At 72.5% G+C, this 18703-nt stretch carries 20 protein-coding genes; 6 read left to right on the top strand and 14 right to left on the bottom strand.

Annotated elements, in window-relative coordinates:
- Positions 1-224 precede the first annotated feature (224 nt).
- From OG309_RS17535 to OG309_RS17510, 6 genes are all read left to right on the top strand, one after another.
- Positions 225-1478 (top strand): Shedu anti-phage system protein SduA domain-containing protein, encoded by a 1254-nt coding sequence (locus OG309_RS17535; RefSeq protein WP_329421971.1) that lies wholly within the window; start codon positions 225-227, stop codon positions 1476-1478.
- Entirely contained in the window at positions 1475-1813 is a 339-nt protein-coding gene (locus OG309_RS17530; protein ID WP_329421969.1) for a hypothetical protein, read from the top strand. The genes OG309_RS17535 and OG309_RS17530 overlap by 4 nt, the downstream gene beginning before the upstream one ends.
- Before the next feature lie 300 nt (positions 1814-2113).
- The gene (locus tag OG309_RS17525; protein ID WP_329421968.1) at positions 2114-2572 is read left to right on the top strand and encodes a hypothetical protein; all 459 of its coding nucleotides are present in this window, start codon (positions 2114-2116) and stop codon (positions 2570-2572) included.
- Between the two features lie 86 nt (positions 2573-2658).
- A complete protein-coding gene (locus tag OG309_RS17520) occupies positions 2659-3207 on the top strand; it encodes a toxin (RefSeq protein ID WP_329421965.1) in 549 nt (182 codons plus the stop codon).
- Between the two features lie 68 nt (positions 3208-3275).
- Positions 3276-4529 (top strand): MAB_1171c family putative transporter, encoded by a 1254-nt coding sequence (locus OG309_RS17515; protein WP_329421964.1) that lies wholly within the window; start codon positions 3276-3278, stop codon positions 4527-4529.
- Positions 4526-5137 (top strand): hypothetical protein, encoded by a 612-nt coding sequence (locus tag OG309_RS17510; protein ID WP_329421962.1) that lies wholly within the window; start codon positions 4526-4528, stop codon positions 5135-5137. Before OG309_RS17515 ends, OG309_RS17510 begins: the two co-directional genes overlap by 4 nt.
- A gap of 167 nt (positions 5138-5304) precedes the next feature.
- Here OG309_RS17510 and OG309_RS17505 read toward each other — a convergent pair whose 3' ends face one another.
- From OG309_RS17505 to OG309_RS17440, 14 genes are all read right to left on the bottom strand, one after another.
- Positions 5305-7866, bottom strand: coding sequence for an ABC transporter permease (locus OG309_RS17505; RefSeq protein ID WP_329421959.1), 2562 nt, complete (start codon positions 7864-7866; stop codon positions 5305-5307).
- Between the two features lie 99 nt (positions 7867-7965).
- Positions 7966-8739 (bottom strand): ABC transporter ATP-binding protein, encoded by a 774-nt coding sequence (locus OG309_RS17500; protein WP_329421957.1) that lies wholly within the window; start codon positions 8737-8739, stop codon positions 7966-7968.
- A gap of 141 nt (positions 8740-8880) precedes the next feature.
- Positions 8881-10143: a sensor histidine kinase gene (locus OG309_RS17495; RefSeq protein ID WP_329421955.1), complete on the bottom strand. Its 1263-nt coding sequence runs from the start codon at positions 10141-10143 to the stop codon at positions 8881-8883.
- Complete coding sequence (locus OG309_RS17490) at positions 10140-10805, bottom strand: response regulator transcription factor (RefSeq protein WP_443067636.1); 666 nt, start codon at positions 10803-10805, stop codon at positions 10140-10142. Before OG309_RS17490 ends, OG309_RS17495 begins: the two co-directional genes overlap by 4 nt.
- 379 nt (positions 10806-11184) lie before the next feature.
- Entirely contained in the window at positions 11185-11406 is a 222-nt protein-coding gene (locus OG309_RS17485) for a hypothetical protein (protein WP_329421951.1), read from the bottom strand.
- Positions 11407-11676: 270 nt separating this feature from the next.
- The gene (locus OG309_RS17480; RefSeq protein ID WP_329421949.1) at positions 11677-12030 is read right to left on the bottom strand and encodes a MerR family transcriptional regulator; all 354 of its coding nucleotides are present in this window, start codon (positions 12028-12030) and stop codon (positions 11677-11679) included.
- Positions 12031-12962: 932 nt separating this feature from the next.
- On the bottom strand, positions 12963-13265 hold the full coding sequence (locus OG309_RS17475; protein WP_329421947.1) for a CBS domain-containing protein: 303 nt from the start codon (positions 13263-13265) through the stop codon (positions 12963-12965).
- 46 nt (positions 13266-13311) lie between these two features.
- Entirely contained in the window at positions 13312-14823 is a 1512-nt protein-coding gene (locus OG309_RS17470; protein WP_329421946.1) for a DEAD/DEAH box helicase, read from the bottom strand.
- A gap of 246 nt (positions 14824-15069) precedes the next feature.
- The gene (locus OG309_RS17465; protein ID WP_329421944.1) at positions 15070-15273 is read right to left on the bottom strand and encodes a cold-shock protein; all 204 of its coding nucleotides are present in this window, start codon (positions 15271-15273) and stop codon (positions 15070-15072) included.
- Between the two features lie 328 nt (positions 15274-15601).
- Positions 15602-16432, bottom strand: coding sequence for a hypothetical protein (locus tag OG309_RS17460; RefSeq protein ID WP_329421942.1), 831 nt, complete (start codon positions 16430-16432; stop codon positions 15602-15604).
- Positions 16433-16732: 300 nt separating this feature from the next.
- Positions 16733-17005 (bottom strand): hypothetical protein, encoded by a 273-nt coding sequence (locus tag OG309_RS17455; protein ID WP_329421940.1) that lies wholly within the window; start codon positions 17003-17005, stop codon positions 16733-16735.
- Positions 17006-17047: 42 nt separating this feature from the next.
- A complete protein-coding gene (locus OG309_RS17450) occupies positions 17048-17314 on the bottom strand; it encodes a hypothetical protein (protein WP_329421939.1) in 267 nt (88 codons plus the stop codon).
- A gap of 113 nt (positions 17315-17427) precedes the next feature.
- Complete coding sequence (locus OG309_RS17445) at positions 17428-17637, bottom strand: hypothetical protein (RefSeq protein WP_329421938.1); 210 nt, start codon at positions 17635-17637, stop codon at positions 17428-17430.
- Positions 17638-17641: 4 nt separating this feature from the next.
- Complete coding sequence (locus OG309_RS17440) at positions 17642-18232, bottom strand: DUF5994 family protein (protein ID WP_329421937.1); 591 nt, start codon at positions 18230-18232, stop codon at positions 17642-17644.
- Positions 18233-18703 lie beyond the last annotated feature (471 nt).

Raw genomic sequence — 18703 nt, 5'->3', positions numbered from 1 at the left:
CTGTGAACCGTCTGGCCGTTAAACGAGCGAGGTCCGCCTGGTGTCACTCTGACCGCGGACGCCGGACTTCTTCCCGTGGGGGGAGACGGGGAGAGAGGAGCCCGGGTTCCCTGCACTTCCGCCCCTTTGGACGGGAATCCCCGGAATGATCAAGAGCTGCGGGCGGCGGGCGCGTGCGGATCCGGCCGGACCCCGCTGTCAGTGGTCGCCCCTAGAGTCGCGGCATGAGGACCTTCCGATCCAGCTTCACCCTCCAGCAGTTGGTGGAGACCTCCCGTGAGCTGACGGCGGAGCCGACCGTGCGGGCGCGCGTCGACGAGGTGCTGCGGGTCATGGGCGGCCGGGCCCGGGGCGCGGCGACGTACGGCAAGGGCCGCCCGTTGGTGAACGCCCTGGAGGACGCGGCGCAAGAGGCCCTGCTGTGCCAGGACTTCGCGCTCGCGCGGCGCTTCCAGGACTTCGCGGCGTACGCGGGCGGCGAGATGTTCCTGACGGTGCTCGAGGCGAAGTACGACGAGCGGGCGCGCCGACGCGGCGAGGCGTACATGCGCAGGCTGCTGGAGCTGGGGGCCGAGCGGGCGGTGGCCGTGCTGGACGAGCTGTGCCGCGACGATCCGGAGGCGACGGCGGCGGACGCGAGGGACCTGTTCCGGGGGCTGGCCCTGTCCTCGGAGCACGTGAGCGACGGCGGGGGCGAGGGCGCGGGAGAAGGCGCGGGAGAAGGCGCGGGAGGAGGCGCGGGAGGAGGCGGCATCCGGCTGTCCGCGCAGGAGCGGAGCTCGCTGCAGCAGTTCGGGCACATGGAGCTGGTCCTGCGGGACCTCCCGCGCCCCGCCTCCGCCGAGGCGGCGCGGCGGGTGGGCGACCTGCTGGCGGACGCCGACGCGGGGCTGCTGGCCCAGATGCTGGAGCTGAGGGCCCGGCGGGCGGGCCTCGCGGCCCTGCGGGCCGTCGTGGAGGACCCGGACAGCTCGGAGGGAGCCCTGCACGCCCGCCTCAAGGACCAGGAGTGGATCTTCGGCGGCGCGTACGTGTCGGAGCTGGCCCGCCGCAGGTACGCGCCGGACGCGGTCCTCGACATCCCGCTGCTGCGCGGCGACGGCTCCCTGCACGTGGTGGAGCTCAAGCGGGCCGCCGTCACGCCCCTGGTCCTCCGGCGTGGCGGTCACCTGATGCTGGGCGCGCAGGTGCACTGGGCGGTGTCCCAGGCCCAGAACTACCTCAGGACCCTGGACGAGAACCGCGAGGCCATCCTGAAGGAGCACGGCGTGGACACCCGCCGGGCCTCGGCGACGGTGGTGATCGGGCATCCGGGATACCTGCCGGCGGACATCACGCCCCAGGAGCTCGCGGAGACCCTGCGCACGTACGACGCGCACCAGACGAGGATCGAAGTGATCACGTACGGGATGCTGCTGGAGTCGGCGGAGCGCATGCTGACGCTCTCGGCGGCCCGGCGCACCGAGGAGCGGCCGTGACCGACACCCCTTCCACGATCGAGCGGCACCTGGCAGGCCTGTGCGGCGGTGACATCAGGAGCGAGGACTACACCGGCTACTTCCTCAACGAACACGGCGAGGAGCTCGTGTTCGCCCAGCGCCGCGGCGAGAGGACCGCCCGCCTCTGGCACAGCGACATGGACTGGCAGCTGTACCGCGTGGGCGACCACTCGATCCGGGTCGGCGGCACGGGGGCCGGCCTCCCGGACGGCGTGCTGGACGGCCTGATCACCGTCGAGGGCCTGATCATCGACCGCGCCGAGGCGAGCTGGCTCGCCTCCTGCCTGGCCGCCTCCCGCCACCTGCGGCGCTGATCCGGCCCTGATCCGGCGGGGGTTCGGCCGGGGCCCGAGAGGGCCGGGCGCCCTGTGGAGCGGCCCCCGAGGGGCTGGCATACTGCACGGGTAGCCCTTCGCGCATCCCCCGTCGCGAAGGGCTACACCTCTAGGCGGTGCCGGGCGGCGGGTCCGGCCGGGCGGCGCGCGGGCGTGGTGCACGGCCAGGGCACTCCCCTGTGGTGCCCTGGCCGTGTTTTTTGCAGTTAACAGTGACGTAGAGTGTTTACGCAAGCCCGGCACTTGCGCCGGTGCAGGATGCGAACGTAGGTAACCGGGATGGACATCGGCGACGAACACGTGCCTGAGCTGCAGTCGTTGCGGCAGAAGGTCGAGTACATGCTGGAGAAGACCTTCCCCGGCCAGAAGGTGTCCGGGCGGACCTTCGCCGAGCTGGTCAAGGAGCGCGGCGGCTCCCTCTCCCACAGCTACTTCTCCAACATCCTGGCCGGGAAGGTCACCCAGCCCTCCGAGGAGATCCTCAAGGCACTCGGACTGGGCTTCGGCGTGGACTGGCGGTTCTTCAAGGAGGAGTCGGAGGTCGTCGGCGACGTCGTCGCCGGGCTCCGGTTCCTCGCCAAGCGGCGCACCGGCGAGATCAGCGGCGTCGCCGGCCGCGGCGTCGACGACGACGGACTCCCGGCCGAACTGCTGGAGTTCGCCCTCTCCCTGCTCGCGGACACCAAGGCCGAGCAGCACCCGGACCCCGCCGCAGAGGACGGGAGACCCGGGAGTTAGCGCACGCGCCTCTCTGTCGGCAAGCCGCGTTGGCTAAACTCGCCGACCGCATGTCACACACGCGTGACGACGACCAAGAGGCCTCAATGTCCCTGCGTGAACTGCGCAAAGAGTGCGAAGCCGGGCTGGCTGACCTTCCCATCCCCGCCCCCTTCACCATCGAGGGCCTGGTGGCGAACATGGAGGCGGCCCGCGGCCGGACCATCGTCCTCCAGGAGCTGCCCGAACGACTGGCACGCGTCAACGCGGCCTGCGGCCTGCGCCTGAAGTCCGGTACCACCAGCTACGTGCTCTACCGGCGCCGCCCCACCGCGTACCAGACCCAGCACGTGATCCTGCACGAGCTGTGCCACGAGTGGTTCGACCACGGCACCAGCCTGGACGCCGACCGACTGCGGCAGCTGCTGCCGGTCTTCGACACCTCGCTCATCAAGCGGGTGCTCTCCTCCGACACGGTCCAGGCCCGCGCGCAGTACGACACCCACGACGAGCGGATCGCCGAGTTCGGCGCCTCCCTCATCCCCCGCATGGCCCGGGACGTGACCAGTGACGACATGGTCGGCCGCCTCGCCAACTCGCTCTCCAGACCGGTGGCCCACCGCCGGCGCGGCTTCTTCCGCCGCGCCGCGCCGTGACGCGTCCGCCCTGACCGGCCGCCCGTCACCCGTCGCCCGTCCCCCAGCCCCCTTCCCGAGGAACTCACGTGACCGCGCTCGACCTCGCCGGCTACCTCATCGCCGGTCTGATGACCGCCGTCGCCCTGTGGCGCATGCCGGCCGCACTCTGGGGCGACGAGGAGGACAAGCGCCGCCGCGCCCTGTGGGGCTGCTACGCGGGCTTCGCCGTCGCCCTGTGGACCAAGACGCAGGTCGTCCGCATAGGCCTCAACAACAGCCCCGTCGTGGACCTCGCGGTGCTGATCAAGCACTACACGTCCACCATCGCGATCCTCGCCATCCTCAGCTACATCGTCGCCATCTACGGGCACTTCCCCGAGGGCGGCCCGGTCCCCCGCCACGTCCGCTTCGCGCGCTTCATCCAGCAGGTGGCCGCCAAGGCCTCCGTGGTCACCCTCGTCCTCCTCACCGCGCTCTTCTTCACGGTGGTGGACCGCTCGGTGCCCGCGGACCGGTTCGTCGCCGAACACGCCGGCCAGTGGGGCGCCACGCTCTACATGAGCGTCTTCTACCTGTACTTGGGCGCCGCGTCCGCCGTCTGCGCCTACCAGTGGGCCCTCGCCACGGCCGACGCCAAGCTGCTCCACCTCCGGGTCGGCCTCGGCATGATGACCTTCGCGATGTTCATCGGCGTCGGCTACACCCTCAGCCGCACCCTCTTCCTCTGGATCAGCGTCGTCGACCGGCCCAGCGAGAGCTTCGCGCTGGCCTTCGACGAGGCCACCGAGGCCGCCCAGTTGGTCCTCTTCACCTTCTTCGCGCTGGGCGCCTCGCTCCCCGCCTTCAGCAAGGGCTGGCGCCGCGCCCGACTGTGGCGGGCCCAGGTCAACCTGCACCCCCTGTGGCGCGAGCTCATGACCGCCTTCCCCGACCAGCCCTTCGCCCCGCCGGCCTCGCTCGGCCGCGAGCTGACCCGCTTCGACACCCCCGCGGACCTGCGCGTCGACCGCTGGGCCGCCGACATCGCCGACGCGGTCGAGAAGCTGCGCCACTACGTCCCCGACAGCCTGCTGACCGCCGCCAAGGACGCCGCGGCGGGGGAGGACGCGGCCCCCGGGAAGGCCGACGCGCTCGCCGACGCCTACTGGATCAAGGCGGCCCTGGTCGCCAAGGCCGACGGCACCCCCGCCGGGAAGGCCGCCGCCTTCGAGACGAAGCACGCCACCGACCAGGACGGCGAGGTCGCCTGGCTCGTACGGGTGGCCGCCGCGTACAAGTCGATCCCGGACCAGCGCAGTCGCGGGGTCCTCCGGGCCGCCGGTCTGGAGGCCCGCGCGTGACCCGCACCGAGGACACCGGGGCCGGCCCCGCCGCTACGTCCCTGACCACCACGGCCCGCGTCGTCACCGACGTCCTGCAGCCCCGCAACGTCCTCCTCGCGGGCATGCTCGGCATCGGCTTCGCCGCGGCCGGCCACTGGACCGGCCTGCTGTGGGGCCTCCTCGGGGCCCTGTGCGCGGGACTGGTCCCGGCCGGCTACATCGAGTGGGAGCGCAAGCGCGGCACCTGGGGCGACCGCCACGTCGTCGACCGCACCCAGCGGGCGCCGATCTTCTTCGTCATCCTCGGCTCCCTCGGCACCGGTTCGGTGCTCATGCTCCTCGGCGGGGCGCCGACGCCCATCCTGGTCGCGATGCTCGCCCTGTGGGTGATGACGATCGGCCTCCTCGCGGTCAACACCGTGTGGAAGATCTCGGTGGACTCCGCCGTGGCCTCGGCGGTGGTGGCCCTGCTGGCCGCGGTCCACTCGCCGTGGTGGCTGCTCGCCTACACGCTCACGATCGGCGTCTGCTGGTCCCGCGTGGCCCTGACCTACCACACGGTCGCCCAGACGGTCGCGGGCGCGACCCTGGGCGCGAGCACCGCAACGGCCTTCCTCTTCACCTGACGTCCCCACCTGACGTCCCACCTGACCTCCCGGCCTGCCGTCGCCCTCCGTCCGAGGTCCCCGGCCCTCCCGAGCGGCGTTCGGCGCGGTCGTCTTCCCGCCGGCCTGAGCCCTGTTGCTCGCCGGGGCGGCCCTGCGGATCGCCGGGAGGACCGCCGTCGGTCCCGTCAGACGTCCGCGACCGCCTCCAGTGGACTCAGCGCCGCTGCCCGGCGGGCCGGGACGGCGGCGGCGAGGGTGCCGACGGCGAGGGAGAGGAGGCAGACGAGGACGAGGGTTCCCCAGGGCGGGACGAGGGTGTACTCCTCGATCGCGCCGTTGGCGAGGGAGCCCACCGCCCACGCGCCGAACAGGCCGCCCGCCAGGCCGAGGAGGGTGCCGAAGCCCGCCACCGTCAGCGCCTCCAGGCGGATCATGCGGCGGACGCCCGCGCGGTCCATGCCGAGTGCCCGCAGCGCGCCGATCTCCCGGGTGCGTTCGGCGACCGACATGGCGAGGGTGTTGACGATGCCGATCCCGCTGATGACGACGCCGATGCCGAGCATCCCGTACATCACGTCCAGCAGGTCGCCCATGGTGCCCGCGGACTCCCGGACGAGCTGGTCCCGGTCCTGCACCTTCAGCAGCGGGTTGTTGCCGACGGCGGTCCGCAGCCGGGTCTCCAGCGCCCTGCTGCCCGTGCCGTCGGTGCGCAGCAGGACGCGCTGGACCGAGCCGGGCAGGAAGCTGTGCTCCGCGACCTCGGCGCGGAAACCGAGCGCGTCGCGGGCGACCGGGTTGTCCTTGTAGACGCCCACGATCTCGTACCGGGTGGACTCGCCCGCCCGTCCGAGGCGCACGTCGAGCACTCCGCCGGTCGTCACCCCGCGCTCCCGGGCGAGGCTGCTGGACAGGGCGATCCGGCCGGGCGCCAGTTCCGCGACGGAGCCGGAGACGAAGTCGAGCTTCATGGTGTCGCGGACGGTGGCGGGGTCGACGCCGGAGATCTCCCGTACGCCCCCGCCCGTGAACAGGGTGGAGTCCGTGATCGCGGCGGCGGTACGCACTCCGTCGGTGCCGGCCAGCCGTCGTACGGCACCGGGGTCGATGCCCGTCATGGTGGAGCGGGTGCCGACGACGTAGTCCGCGCCGAGACCGGCCGCCGCCTGGCGGTCGAGGGCCTGACCGGTGGAGTGCCCGATGACGGCGAGCCCGGTGACGAGGCCGGTGCTGAGGAGCAGGGTGGCGGCGGTGGCGGCGGTGCGGCGCGGGTCGCGCAGGGCGTTCTCGCGGGCGAGGCGGCCGGGGACGCCGAGGCGGCCGGTCAGCCGTCCGGTCAGCCGGATCACCGGCGACGCGAGCGGCGGCGCGAGCGCGATCAGGGCGGCGACGAGCAGACCGCAGCCGGTCATCGCGTCCCGCAGGTTCTCCTCGGAGGCGTCCCGCGCGCCGCTGAGCGAGACCAGCCAGGTGACGCTCAGCACGAGGAGGCCGAGACCGACGGCGCCGCGCAGCCGGAACCGCTGGACCGCGGGCGGCTGTTCGGCCGTGCGCATCGCCTCGACGGGCGCGGTCGCGGCCGCCCGGCGGGCGGGCAGCCAGGCGGCGAGGACGGTGACGCCGACCCCCACGCCGAGCGCCGCCGCGACCGAGCGCGGGCCGATCTCCAGGGGGCCGGTGGGCAGCGCGTTCCCGTCGGCGCCGAGGACGTGGGGCAGGGCCGCCGCGATCCCGAGACCGAGCAGGAACCCGGCCGCCGAGGCGGCGAGACCGACCACGACCGCCTCCAGGAGGACGGCGCGGGACACCTGGCGGCGGGAGGCGCCGATCGCCCGGAGCAGGGCGGTCTCCCGGGCCCGCCGGGCCACGGCCATGGTGAAGGTGTTGACGATGAGGAAGGAGCCGATGACGAGCGAGACCCCGGCGAAGACCATCGGGATCTTCTGGTAGCCGCGGGTCAGCGTGTTGACCAGGACGGCCTGCTGGGCCGCCTGGGCCTGGCCCGTGGTGGCCTCGGCGCGGTCGGCGGGGAGGACGGCCGTGACCCGTTCGGCGAGTTCGTACGCGTCGGTGCCGGGCGCGGCGGACAGGTCGATGCCGGTGTAGTGGCCCGGGGTCGAGAACAGCTTCTGCGCGGTGGCCTCGTCGAACAGGACGAGGGTGCCGCCGGCCGTGACCCGGGTGTCGTCGGTGGTGACGAGGCCGACCAGCCGTGCGGTCATGACCGGGCCGTCCGTGGCCAGGGTGACCGTGTCGCCGACGCGGAGTCCGCCGGCCGTTGCGGTGCGGCCGTCGACGGCGATCTCGCCCGCGCGGGCGGGGGCGCGGCCTTCGGTCAGCGGGTGGCGGCTGTCCTCGCCGTCCGCGCCGGGGACGTACGCGGCGGCCAGGTTCGACCAGGCGCGCCCGGCGCGCAGCGGAGTGCCGTCCGCCGCGTTCAGGGTCGCCAGGCCGTCGACCGAGGGGCGTACGGCGGCGACGCCGGGCACCCGGGACAGCTTCGCGGCGAGCGCGTCGTCGAGCGGGCTCACCGGCGGCCCGTCCTGGGCACCGGGCCCGGGCGCCTTCTCGGTGACGGTGACGGCGGTCCCGGCGAAGCTCTTCGACGAGGCGGCGCGCTGGGCGGCGGCGGTGGTGTCCGCGAAGACGAGGGTGCCGCTGACGAACGCGACCCCCAGACAGACGGCCAGGACGGTCATGGCCAGCCGGGCCTTGTGGGCCAGGAGGTTGCGCAGGGTTGTTCTCGACATGGGGGCTTCCAGGGCCTTCTGAGAGTTCCGGGGCGCCGGGGAGGTCCAGGGCCTCCCGGGGCGGGGCGTTACGGGGTGGGCGGCCGGGGCCCGGGCGGCTCAGCCGTTCCGGGACCGCGCGCCCAGGCTCTTCATCAGGTCCAGGACACGGTCCGGGGTGGGGCGGGCCATCTCCTCGACGAGCCGTCCGTCCGACAGGAACACCACGCGGTCGGCGTACCCGGCGGCGACGGGGTCGTGGGTGACCATGACGACGGTCTGGCCCAGTTCGCGCACCGAGTCCCGCAGGAAGCCGAGGACTTCGGCGCCCGCGCGCGAGTCGAGGTTGCCGGTGGGCTCGTCGCCGAAGACGATCGCCGGGCGGGAGGCCAGGGCGCGGGCGACGGCGACGCGCTGCTGCTGGCCGCCGGAGAGCTGGGCGGGCCGGTGGTCCAGGCGCCCGGCGAGGCCGACCATGGAGACGACGCGGTCCAGCCACTCCCGGTCGGGGCGGCGCCCGGCGATGTCCAGCGGCAGGGTGATGTTCTCCAGCGCGGTGAGCGTGGGCAGCAGGTTGAACGCCTGGAAGATGAACCCGATCCGGTCCCTGCGCAGCTGTGTGAGCCGCCGGTCGCCGAGGCCGCCGAGTTCGGTGGTGCCGACGCGCACGGAGCCGGAGGTCGGCGAGTCGAGCCCGGCGGCGCAGTGCATCAGGGTCGACTTGCCGCAGCCGGACGGCCCCATGATCGCGGTGAACTCGCCTTCCCGGAAGGCGATGTCGACCCGGTCCAGGGCGACGACCCGGGTGTCGCCCTCGCCGTAGACCTTCGACAGGTCGGTGGTGGCGGCCGCGATGCCGGTCGTCGGGGGCGGCGACAGGAGGTCGGCGGACATGGTGCTCCTCTTCTCGTACGGTCAGACGCACGAGAAGGGTGTCGGGGGAACGTATCGGAGCCTGGGCGTCCGTGTATCGGCGCCGGCTCGGGCGTGTACCGGTCGGGCGCGTGCCGGTCGGGCGACGGCGCTGCCGCTTCCTCAGCCCGGCAGCCGCAGGGTGGCGACGGCGCCGCCGTCCGGGGCGTTGGACAGCCGGAGTTCGGCGCCGAGGACGTGGGCCTGGCCGAGGGCGATGGTGAGCCCGAGGCCGTGGCCCGTGCCGCGCTCCCGGGCGCCCGTGTGGAAGCGGCGCGGGCCGTGGGCCAGCAGGTCGGCGGGGAACCCGGGGCCGTGGTCGCGGACGACGACCGTCCGCCCGTCGACGGTGACCTGGACGGGGGCGTCGCCGTGCCGGTGGGCGTTGACGACGAGGTTGCCGATGATCCGCTCCAGGCGCCGGGGGTCGGTCTCCACGGTCCGCGCGGTGCCGTCGGCGCCCGTGTCGGCGACCTCCGCCTCGACCCCCGTGCGGGAGACGGCCTCGGTCACCACGGCGGCGAGCGGGACCCGGGCGCGGACCGGCTGTTCGGCACCCGCGTCCAGCCGGGAGACCTCCAGGAGGTCTTCGACGAGGGCGCGCAGGTCGCGGATCCGGGCCCGCAGCAGGTCCTCGGTCTCGCCGGCGGGCAGGAGGTCGGCGGCGGCCAGCAACCCGCCGACGGGAGTGCGCAGTTCGTGGGCCACGTCGGCGGTGAAGCGGCGTTCGGTGCGGAGCCGCCGCGCGAGGGTGTCGGCCATCCGGTCGACGGTGGCGGCGATGTCCGCGACCTCGTCGTCGCCCTTGGTGGGGCCCGAGCGGGCGTCGAGGTCCCCGGCGGAGATCCGGGCCGCCGTCTCGGCGACGTGGCCCAGCCGGCGGGCGAGCAGCCCGGCGCCGTAGACGGCGAGGGGGGTGGCCGCCGCGAGCGCGACGAGCGAGGCGGCGGCCATGGCCGCGTCGAGGCGGGAGAGGTTGGCGTGGTCCGGACCGAGATTGATCTGGACGGCGAGGACGGGGCTGCCCGGTCCACCGGTCCGCTGGACGGCCCAGGCGCTCGGCCCGACGTTCCCCTCGACATGGGCGTCGTAGGCCGTGTGCCGGGCGGTGTCGGCCGGGTCCCGCAGTTCGGCGGGCAGGTCGTCGGGGTCGAGCCTGGCGCCGTCGGTGAGGACCCCGGTCCGCCGGTAGACGTCCATGGCCGCGTACACGGCGTTGAACGCCCGTGCCTCGCCGCGCCCGCGGATGTCGTGCGCGGTCCACAGGTGGACGAGGACGCCGACCGCCGCCACCACGAGCAGGGCGGTGGCGGCGGCGAGCGCGGCGATCTTCCAGCGCAGCGAGGTGCGGCGGCGCCGGGGCGGGCGGGCGGGGGGCACGGTCACCGCCGGAGCTTGTATCCGAAGCCCCGGACCGTCTCGATCCGGTCCCGGCCCAGTTTGCGCCGCAGTCGCTGCACGCACAGGTCGACGACGCGGCTGTCGCCGTCCCAGCCGTACTCCCAGACGTCCCGCAGGAGGGCGTGCCGTTCCAGGACGACGCCGGGGCGGGCGGCGAACTCCAGGAGGAGCTTCAGTTCGGTCGGGGTGAGGGCGACCGGGAGGCCGGCGACGAAGACCTCCATTCCGGCGGTGTCGATCCGCAGGTCCCCGAACTCCAGCACGTCCTCGTCGGCCGGCCGGTCCCCGCCGGGGCCCGGAGCGCTCCGGGGCCCGGGCGAGTACGTGGCGCGCCGCAGCAGTGAGCGGATCCGGGCCACCAGGACGTACGTCTCCACCGGCTTGACGACGTAGTCGTCGGCGCCCGCCTCCAGTCCCGCGACCACGTCGAGGCCGTCACCCCGGGCGGACATCATCAGGACCGGGACCAGGCTGTTCTCCCGGACCCTGCGGCACAGCCCGATCCCGTCGAGACCGGGCAGCATCACGTCGAGGATCAGCAGGTCGAAGTCGTGCTCGCGGAAGGCTTCGAGCCCGGCGAGTCCGTCTTCGGCGACCCGCACCTCGTAGCCGTAGCGCTCCAGGGCGACGGCGAAGGACCGGCGCATCAGGTCGTCGTCCTCGACGAGGAGCACGCGCGCGGTGGACGCGGGGGAGTCGGGCGAACCGGGCGGGTCGGTCGGGGACAAGAGGACGGCTCCTGTTCGGGCGGCGGCGGGCGGACGGCCCCGGCGCACGTCCAGGACGTGGGCGCGGCCGCGCCACGCCCGGAACGATACGGCAGAGAACGGACGGCCCTCCGTGCTCCGAACCCCTCCGAGACGCGCCGCCGAGCCCCCGGCCTCCACGAGAAACCCCAGGTGGAAGCGCATAAGAGGGCTCCGCGTCACCCGCCCTTGGCCCTTGGCCGCCGATACGGTCCCGAGCGCTCCCCGATACGTTCCGGATGCGCGACGGGACGTGTGCCGTGACCGGGCCCGGGTGGCCCTACAGCTTGCTCATCTTGGCGTAGGGACTCAGGATCCGCTCTCGCGTCGAGCCGAAATCCACGAACGCCGCGATTCCGTTCTCGATGCCGATGACCCGGCCGAGGCCGTGCACGTCGTGGGTGACCTGGTCGCCTACGGCGAACTGCGTCGGAGGCCGCGTGACCGGGGCCTTGAAGGGACTGGTGGGCAGAAAGCGCTTGGGTGCTCCTGGCTTTGTCATTGCCGCCAGTATGCGCCCGCGCGCCTCCATGCGCTGCAGCCGTTCACGTCCTCAGTGCGAGGGCGGGGAGACGGGGCTGGACGAAAACACCAGCCCCAGGTCGCTGACCTGGGGCTTTGCGAGGGAGCGGAGGACGGGAACCGAATCCGCGCAGGCCGGTCGTCGTGCCGACACGGGGCGGACCAGGCGCGGGCGTCTGCTCGTGAGCGATCCTCCGCCGAGCTCCTGGGGCGCACCCTTCGGCCGATGCCGACGGTGGGCGGGCTCACCTCAAGCCGAGTCTGGTGGCGCGTCGGATGTGTCGGCGTCGGACGCGGCGGCGCGGCGGTATTCGGCGTTGATGCGCTGGGCCTCTTCGAGCTGGTCCTCGAGGACGATGATGCGGCACGCGGCCTCGATCGGTGTGCCCTGGTCGACGAGTTCGCGGGCGCGTGCGGCGATGCGCAGCTGGTAGCGGGAGTAACGGCGGTGGCCGCCCTCCGAGCGCAGCGGGGTGATCAGGCGGGCCTCGCCGATGGCGCGGAGGAAGCCCTGTGTGGTGCCGAGCATCTCGGCGGCCCGGCCCATCGTGTAGGCGGGGTAGTCGTCGTCGTCGAGACGGCCGTACGAGTCGTCTGCTGTCATTTGCACCTCTCTGGGGAAACACGTTGAGGGGCCCTGGTGCCGTAATGGCACCAGGGCCCCGAAGGAACTTCTACACCACCCGCCGGCCCTGATACTGCGCCGGCGTTCTGTGTCCGCGCACCCGACCTGCTTGCCGTCGGGGTTGCGGGGATCGCGGTTGCTTGACCGGAGACCACCTCACTATCGATGTCCTGCGGTACCCGGGCTCAGCTTCGCCCGGGCGATCCTGATGGCGTGGGTTCCTCCGTTCTTCCTCGTCGATCCACTTCTACTGCGGGGAACTGCGTACTACGGGTGTTCCTGGTGATGCGAACTGCTCAGTGGCCCGTGACAGCGCCACTCCTCGACAGCCGGCCCCGTCGCCTCTCCTGCGTCTGTTCTGGCTTGGAACCCCGCTGCCGAACCCCCCGGTGCGCGCGTCCGCAGCCGACGCCTTCACCAGGGGTACCGCTCACTGACTTCACTGCTGGGTACTGCGCACTGCACTCACGGGTACCGCACCTGTCATGACCGCGGTCCCGCTTGCGGCGGCCCCTGATCACTGCGGGCCACCCGGTCCGGCCGCCAGTCCCGTCGCCGTCCTGCGAAAGCCCTGGCTTCGAAACTCCACCGCCGCACCGTCCTGCTCTTGCGACAACCTGTACTGCCGGCAGTTCGTCTCTGCCAGGCCCTTCTTTCTCTCTGGGCTACGAGAGAAACCATAAGCACGCCAGTGCCCAATGTCTACTCCGGCCGACATAGATTTTTTCGTGTCCTGTGAACAGGTAACCGAACGCGCACGACACGCGACAGCGCCCGGTCGCTTGCCCGAAGGGCACGTGCGGCGCCCGCGTCCGAGGCCGCCGGCACCGTGCCCCCCGTCCCCCGCCGATACGCGAGAGGGCCCGACCGGCGGGTGCCGGTCGGGCCCTGTGGGCGGTTCGGGTGTCGGCTCACGTCCGCCCGCGGGTCACCGTCGGGCCGTCGCCGGGCAGGTCGCGCAGTCGGAGGCGGTCCGTGTAGGCGGGGCTGTCGCGGACGGCGGTGAGCTCGGCCGGGGTGACCAGTCCGGTGTACAGGCCGTCGGCGTCGCAGACGAGCAGGCGTCCGGCGCGGGCGCCGGCCATGACGGCCAGGGCCACCTCGACGGTCATGTCGTCCCAGACCTCCAGTCCTCCCCCGTCCGTGGCGTCGGTCACCGTCCTGCGCGCGGGGAAGGGAGAGGCCGAGCGGGGCTGCGTCTGGAGCGGTGTCACGACGTACCTCCTGCAGAGATGGGTCGACTTCCGAATCACGTGGGGCTCAGGCCGCCGCGTCGAAGGCGGGCCGACGCCCGCTGACGCGTCGGGAGGCCGAAGCGGGGCGGCGCCGTCCACGAGAGGTCGCGCCGCGCCTGCTCGGCTCGGGGGGCGGCGGGGTGATCGTCACGGGGACGCCGGACGGGGTCTGGGCGCCCGTGATCCGGCGGAGCTCCTCCTCGCCGGAACGGACCTGGGTGGTACGGGGCACGATCCCGGCGGCCGTCATGAGGCGGGCCATGCCGCGTCGCTGCTGGGAGGTGACCAGGGTGACGACGCTTCCGGACTCACCGGCCCGCGCGGTACGGCCGCCGCGGTGGAGGTAGTCCTTGTGATCGGTCGGCGGGTCCACGTTGACGACGAGGTCGAGGTGGTCGACGTGGATGCCCCGCGCCGCGACGTTCGTCGCGACCAGGACGGTGACGTGCCCGGTCTTGAACTGGGCGAGGGTGCGGGTCCGCTGCGGCTGCGTCTTCCCGCCGTGCAGGGCGGCGGCCCGGACACCGCAGTCGAGGAGGTCCTTGGTGAGGCGGTCCACCGCGTGCTTGGTGTCCAGGAACATGATCACCCGGCCGTCGCGCGCCGCGATCTCGGTCGTCAGCCGGTGCTTGTCGGCGCCGTGCACATGGAGGACGTGGTGCTCCATCGTGGTGACCGCGCCCTGGGAGGGGTCCACGGAGTGGACGACGGGGTCGGTGAGGTAGCGGCGGACCAGGAGATCCACGTTGCGGTCCAGCGTCGCGGAGAACAGCATCCGTTGACCGCCGGGGCGGACCTGGTCCAGGAGCGCCGTGACCTGAGGCATGAAGCCCATGTCGGCCATCTGGTCGGCCTCGTCCAGGACGGTGATCGCGACCTGGTCCAGTCGGCAGTCGCCGCGGTCGATGAGGTCCTTCAGGCGGCCCGGGGTGGCCACGACGACCTCGGCACCGCCGCGCAGCGCGTTCGCCTGCCGGCGGATCGGCATCCCGCCGACGACGGTGGCCAGGCGCAGCGTCACGGCGCGGGCGTAGGGGGTGAGGGCGTCGGTGACCTGCTGGGCGAGTTCCCGGGTGGGTACCAGGACCAGGGCGAGCGGCTGTCGGGGCTCGGCGCGCTGCCCGGCGGTGCGGGCCAGCAGGGCCAGGCCGAAGGCGAGGGTCTTGCCGGAGCCGGTCCGGCCGCGCCCCAGGACGTCACGGCCCGCCAGGGAGTTCGGCAGCGTCGCTCCCTGGATGGGGAACGGCACGGACACGCCCTGCGTGGTGAGCGCGGTCAGCAGGGCCTTCGGCAGGTCGAGGTCGGCGAACGCCTCGACGGCGGGCAGCGCCGGGGTGACCGTCTTCGGCATGGCGAACTCTCCCTGCACCGCGGCCGGCCGCCGGCCGCCTCCGCCGGCGCGCCCGGGGGCTCCCGATCGGCTCGGGGCGGACGAACCGAAGCGGTTGCTCCGGCCCGAACCGGTGGGGGAGACGTGTCCGCGGCCGCCGTCGCGGCGGGCACGGGAGGAACGGCTGTTCGTGCGGGTGGGGTTCATGCGGAACCTTCCTTGATACGGCGCGTATCGAGGAATTCCGCCGGCGGATGAACAGCGCTGGGAATCACAGGCACGGGCCGAACGAAATGAGAAAGCAAGCGGCTCTATCCAGGACAAAGAATTGTCGGCGCGCGCAGGCGGAGAAGTCGCGGCGGCGCGGGAGGAAGTGGGAGCCCTGGGAAAAGAATGCAGCTGGGGCCCGCACCCCGAGGGATGCGGGCCCCAGCTACGTATGGTGCGCCGGCGTCAGGCGGAAACGATGTTCTCGGCCGTCGGGCCCTTCTGGCCCTGCGCGATGTCGAAGGTGACCTTCTGGCCTTCCTGAAGCTCACGGAAGCCCTGGGCGGCGATGTTCGAGAAGTGGGCGAACACGTCAGGGCCGCCACCGTCCTGCTCGATGAAGCCAAAACCCTTTTCCGCGTTGAACCACTTCACGGTGCCACTCGCCATGTCATATCTCCTTGGGCAGTACGCCAGAGCCCGTACCTTACGGACTCCGTGTCGCCGCGATGATGCCCTGCCCGGAAAATGACCGGTAAATACAAAGCGCTCCATGTGGCCTGTGGCCGACGGGAGGCGCTTGAAGTCTTCGGGTACCAAAACTGCAACTGGTTCGAAGGTAGCACGGCGCGGCAGCCTGTGCGTGTCGAATATTTTCCCCTGCGTGTTGCCGACAAAAACTCTCCCCGCGAGACCCGCTAAATCCTCAGACCGCGAACACAGGTATTCATTCTCCCCCGGTGCGGCGCCCGGAAGAAAAGGCGCGCGCCCCCTCTTGCTAGGGGTCCGGCAGCAGGGTGTGCAGCGGATGAGCGGCCGCGTGAGCGAGGGGGCGGGACAGATGCAGGGCCGTGTGGAAGCGGCCGTCGGTCTCCTTGCCGCGGGGGTCGTCGCCGGCCGCGGACACCGCGGCGATGGCGTAGCGCTGCTCGTCTGCGTCGGTGAAGCGCCGCTGCGGGTAGGTGCGGGACGTGTCCTTCTGGGTGGTCAGGCCGAACTCGGCCAGACCGTCGGAGGTGTCCTTGTAGGAAACGGTCCGCAGGACGAGGGCGGCCACCCAGGGGGGCTCCTGCCTGCCCGCCAGGAGTGCCCGGAAGGTGCGGGCGGACAGGAAGCTCGCCCCGCCGGTCACAGTGATCAGGCGGGTGTCGCGAGTGGCCCGGAGCAGCGCCGGGCTGGGCGCGGCGGTCTCCAGGTTCTCGGTGAATCCGTCGTCGAGCAGTCCGACCGCGCGGGCGTAGGCGATGGCCGGCGCGGAGATGTCGAGGCCGATGACGGGCACGGCGTCGGCGCGGCGCCGTGCCGCGTAGTACCCACGGTCCTCCTCGACGAGTTCGGCGGTCGTCAGCGTGGCGAACCGCGGCGAGGTGTAGTGGTCGTACAGCTCCTGGAGCGTCACGTGGTGGTTGAGCAAGGCCGCGTTGATGCCGTACGAGCAGCAGATGTCCAGCACGGCGGCCTGCCGCACGCTGTCCCGGAAGCCGGCGAAAGGCAGGAGGCGGCGGAAGAGACGCTGGGCGTGATGGGGTGCCTGATAGTCCAACGGACCCAGGGTCGCGAAGTACGAACGTGGGTCCGGTCGGCCGTAGATGTCGTCGAAGCGGGTCATCTGCGCGGGTGTACCCGATGCGTGAGGGTTCCGAGCCGTGGTCACCAGAGCCTCCTTAGGCGGTCCGGCAGGCATAGCGCATCGAGCCGTCGGCAGGGAAGGACGCCTGGCTCGGATCGCTCGGCTTCAGCCGATCGCACGCGGGCCCCGACACCTCCGGACAACGACGAAGGCCCCGGTCTCTGACCGGGGCCTTCGTTCCAGCCGCATCATCCCCGTTGCCTCCAACCGGGCGGCGATGACCTCGCCCGGTCCTGCCGTGCGGGGACACAGCTTGCCGGTGACCGGGGGCGGACCGGTTCAGCCGCCCTCTTCCTCCTCCGCTTCCATGAGGCGGATGCCCTGGTGGGTGAGCGAGACCATCGCGGGTGTGTTTCCCGGCTCCCAGTCGACGGTGACCAGCCCCTCGCCCGCGAGGTAGGAGCAGGCGGCGGCGAGATCCTGCTCCGGTATGCGCAGGTCGTGGTTGAGCGCGGCTCCGGCGACGCCGAGCAGGCGGTTGCCTTCGGCGGCCGTGTAGAGGGCTTGGAGGATCTGCCGGCGGTACCGCTGTCGCTCGTGGAGTGTCGCCATGGCCGCGTGGTCCTGTCGTCGTGTGGCGTCGTTCGTGGCCGGTCAGGGCTCCTCGGTGTGGGGGCCGGTGCCGGTGGGAGGTCTGCTGGTGGCGAGCCAGGTGCGGGCGGGTCCGGCGGCGGTCTGGGTGTCGACGGTGAGGTGGAGCCGGGTGCCGCCGCCCGGCACGGGGTAGCTGCGCTGCTCCGCGCCGGCGAAGCACCGGCGGATCACTTCGGCGACCACGCGGGCGGCCTCGGGCGTGGCGGAGACGATACGGATCTCGGCGTGTTCGGCCTGCGGCAGTGGTTCGTTCTCGGTGGGGTGCAAGACGGCGTGCTCCGTTCGGGACAAAGAGCGAGAGGCCGGCGGGTGGGTTGTCCCGGGTGTCGGGTGCCCCACCCGCGGCCTTCGGCCGGAGGAGTGGTCTGAGGCCAGGCGGGTCAGGGCCAGGTGCCGGTAGGCCGGCGATCGGTGATCCGTTCGGGCGGCCTGGGGTGGCTGTTGCCGGGGGGACGGCTGAGGGAGGGGTAGGGGTCGCTGAAGTGGCGGGCCGCTATGCGTGCGTCGTGCTGGGTGTTCAGCCGGTGGATCAGGCGTGTGCCGAGCACGATCAGAAGTGCGCCTGCCAGGAGCGTGATCACGATCTCCATGTCCTCACCTCCCGGTGTGTCCCGGCAGCGGAATCATCCGCGCGCCGACGACGGGGCGCGCCGCCGGGTGCGGCTGAGGCGGGGCGGCCCCGCCGTCGTTCTCCCAGGCGTCTTCGCTGCTCCGCGCCTCCCGCATACGGCGGCCGGTCGCAGCCTCGCCGGCCATCAGCCCACCTGCGGAGAGGATGCTTCCGGGGAAGGCGGCGGCAGTCATCAGCCGGGCCGCGGAGGCGGGTTCGGTCTCCGGCGGAATCACGAGCAGGTCGCAGCGGCCGGTCGTGTAGGACAGCAGGATGATCTTGTCCGGGTCCTGCTCGGTGAACCAGCCCACGTGCAGGGCGTGGCCGCCGGTGACGGCGACCTTGTGCGGGACGACGGGCCAGTGACCGGGGTTCACCAGGACGCGGGTGATGCGGCCCCAGCGTCCTTCGAGGGCGCCGACCAGCGCCGGCAGCTCGGCTGTCAGGTCGCGTGAAGAGGGCCACCAGGCACCGTCGAGCCGACCGGCGAGCGTGGTCTTCGGAGTGAGCGACAAGCGGGCCGGAAGTCCTGGGGTGAGGGCGCGGTTCGCTGTCCTGCCGAGGGTGGTGGTCATGGCGGACCTACCCCCGGACTGCCCGTCGGCAGCCCGGTTTTTCGTGTTCCCCGGAAATGACACCTGCGTGGACGCTGGTGCTCGAAGTACTTCCGGTACTTCCAGCGTACGTCCGAGCAGCCTGCTTTCAGCCCGATACGGGGAGAGGCTTCCGGTTCGTGCGAACGAGCGTGCGACGCCGGGCGGACCAGCGGGAGCCTCGAGACGTTCGCCTTTCTCGACCGCGTCCTCGGAGTGGACCTCGCGCGCGCGATGGGTCACCGGCACCGGGCGGCGACATGGCGTAGGGCGACGCGGGCCTCATGGCGGCGGTCGTCACAACGGCCTCAGCGCATTCACTCCGCCGAGGCCGCCCTTCCGGATCGTCACACGTGAGAGTGCTCGATCCATGTCCCATTGTACGACTGCGGGCCGGACAGATCGGGGGGAAGACGGGCCAATCGGGCGGTCCGGTTCCCCCGATCCCGAACC

This window comes from Streptomyces sp. NBC_01268 (assembly GCF_036240795.1).
Lineage (GTDB): Bacteria > Actinomycetota > Actinomycetes > Streptomycetales > Streptomycetaceae > Streptomyces.
This window is presented reverse-complemented; position numbering and strand designations above follow the sequence as displayed.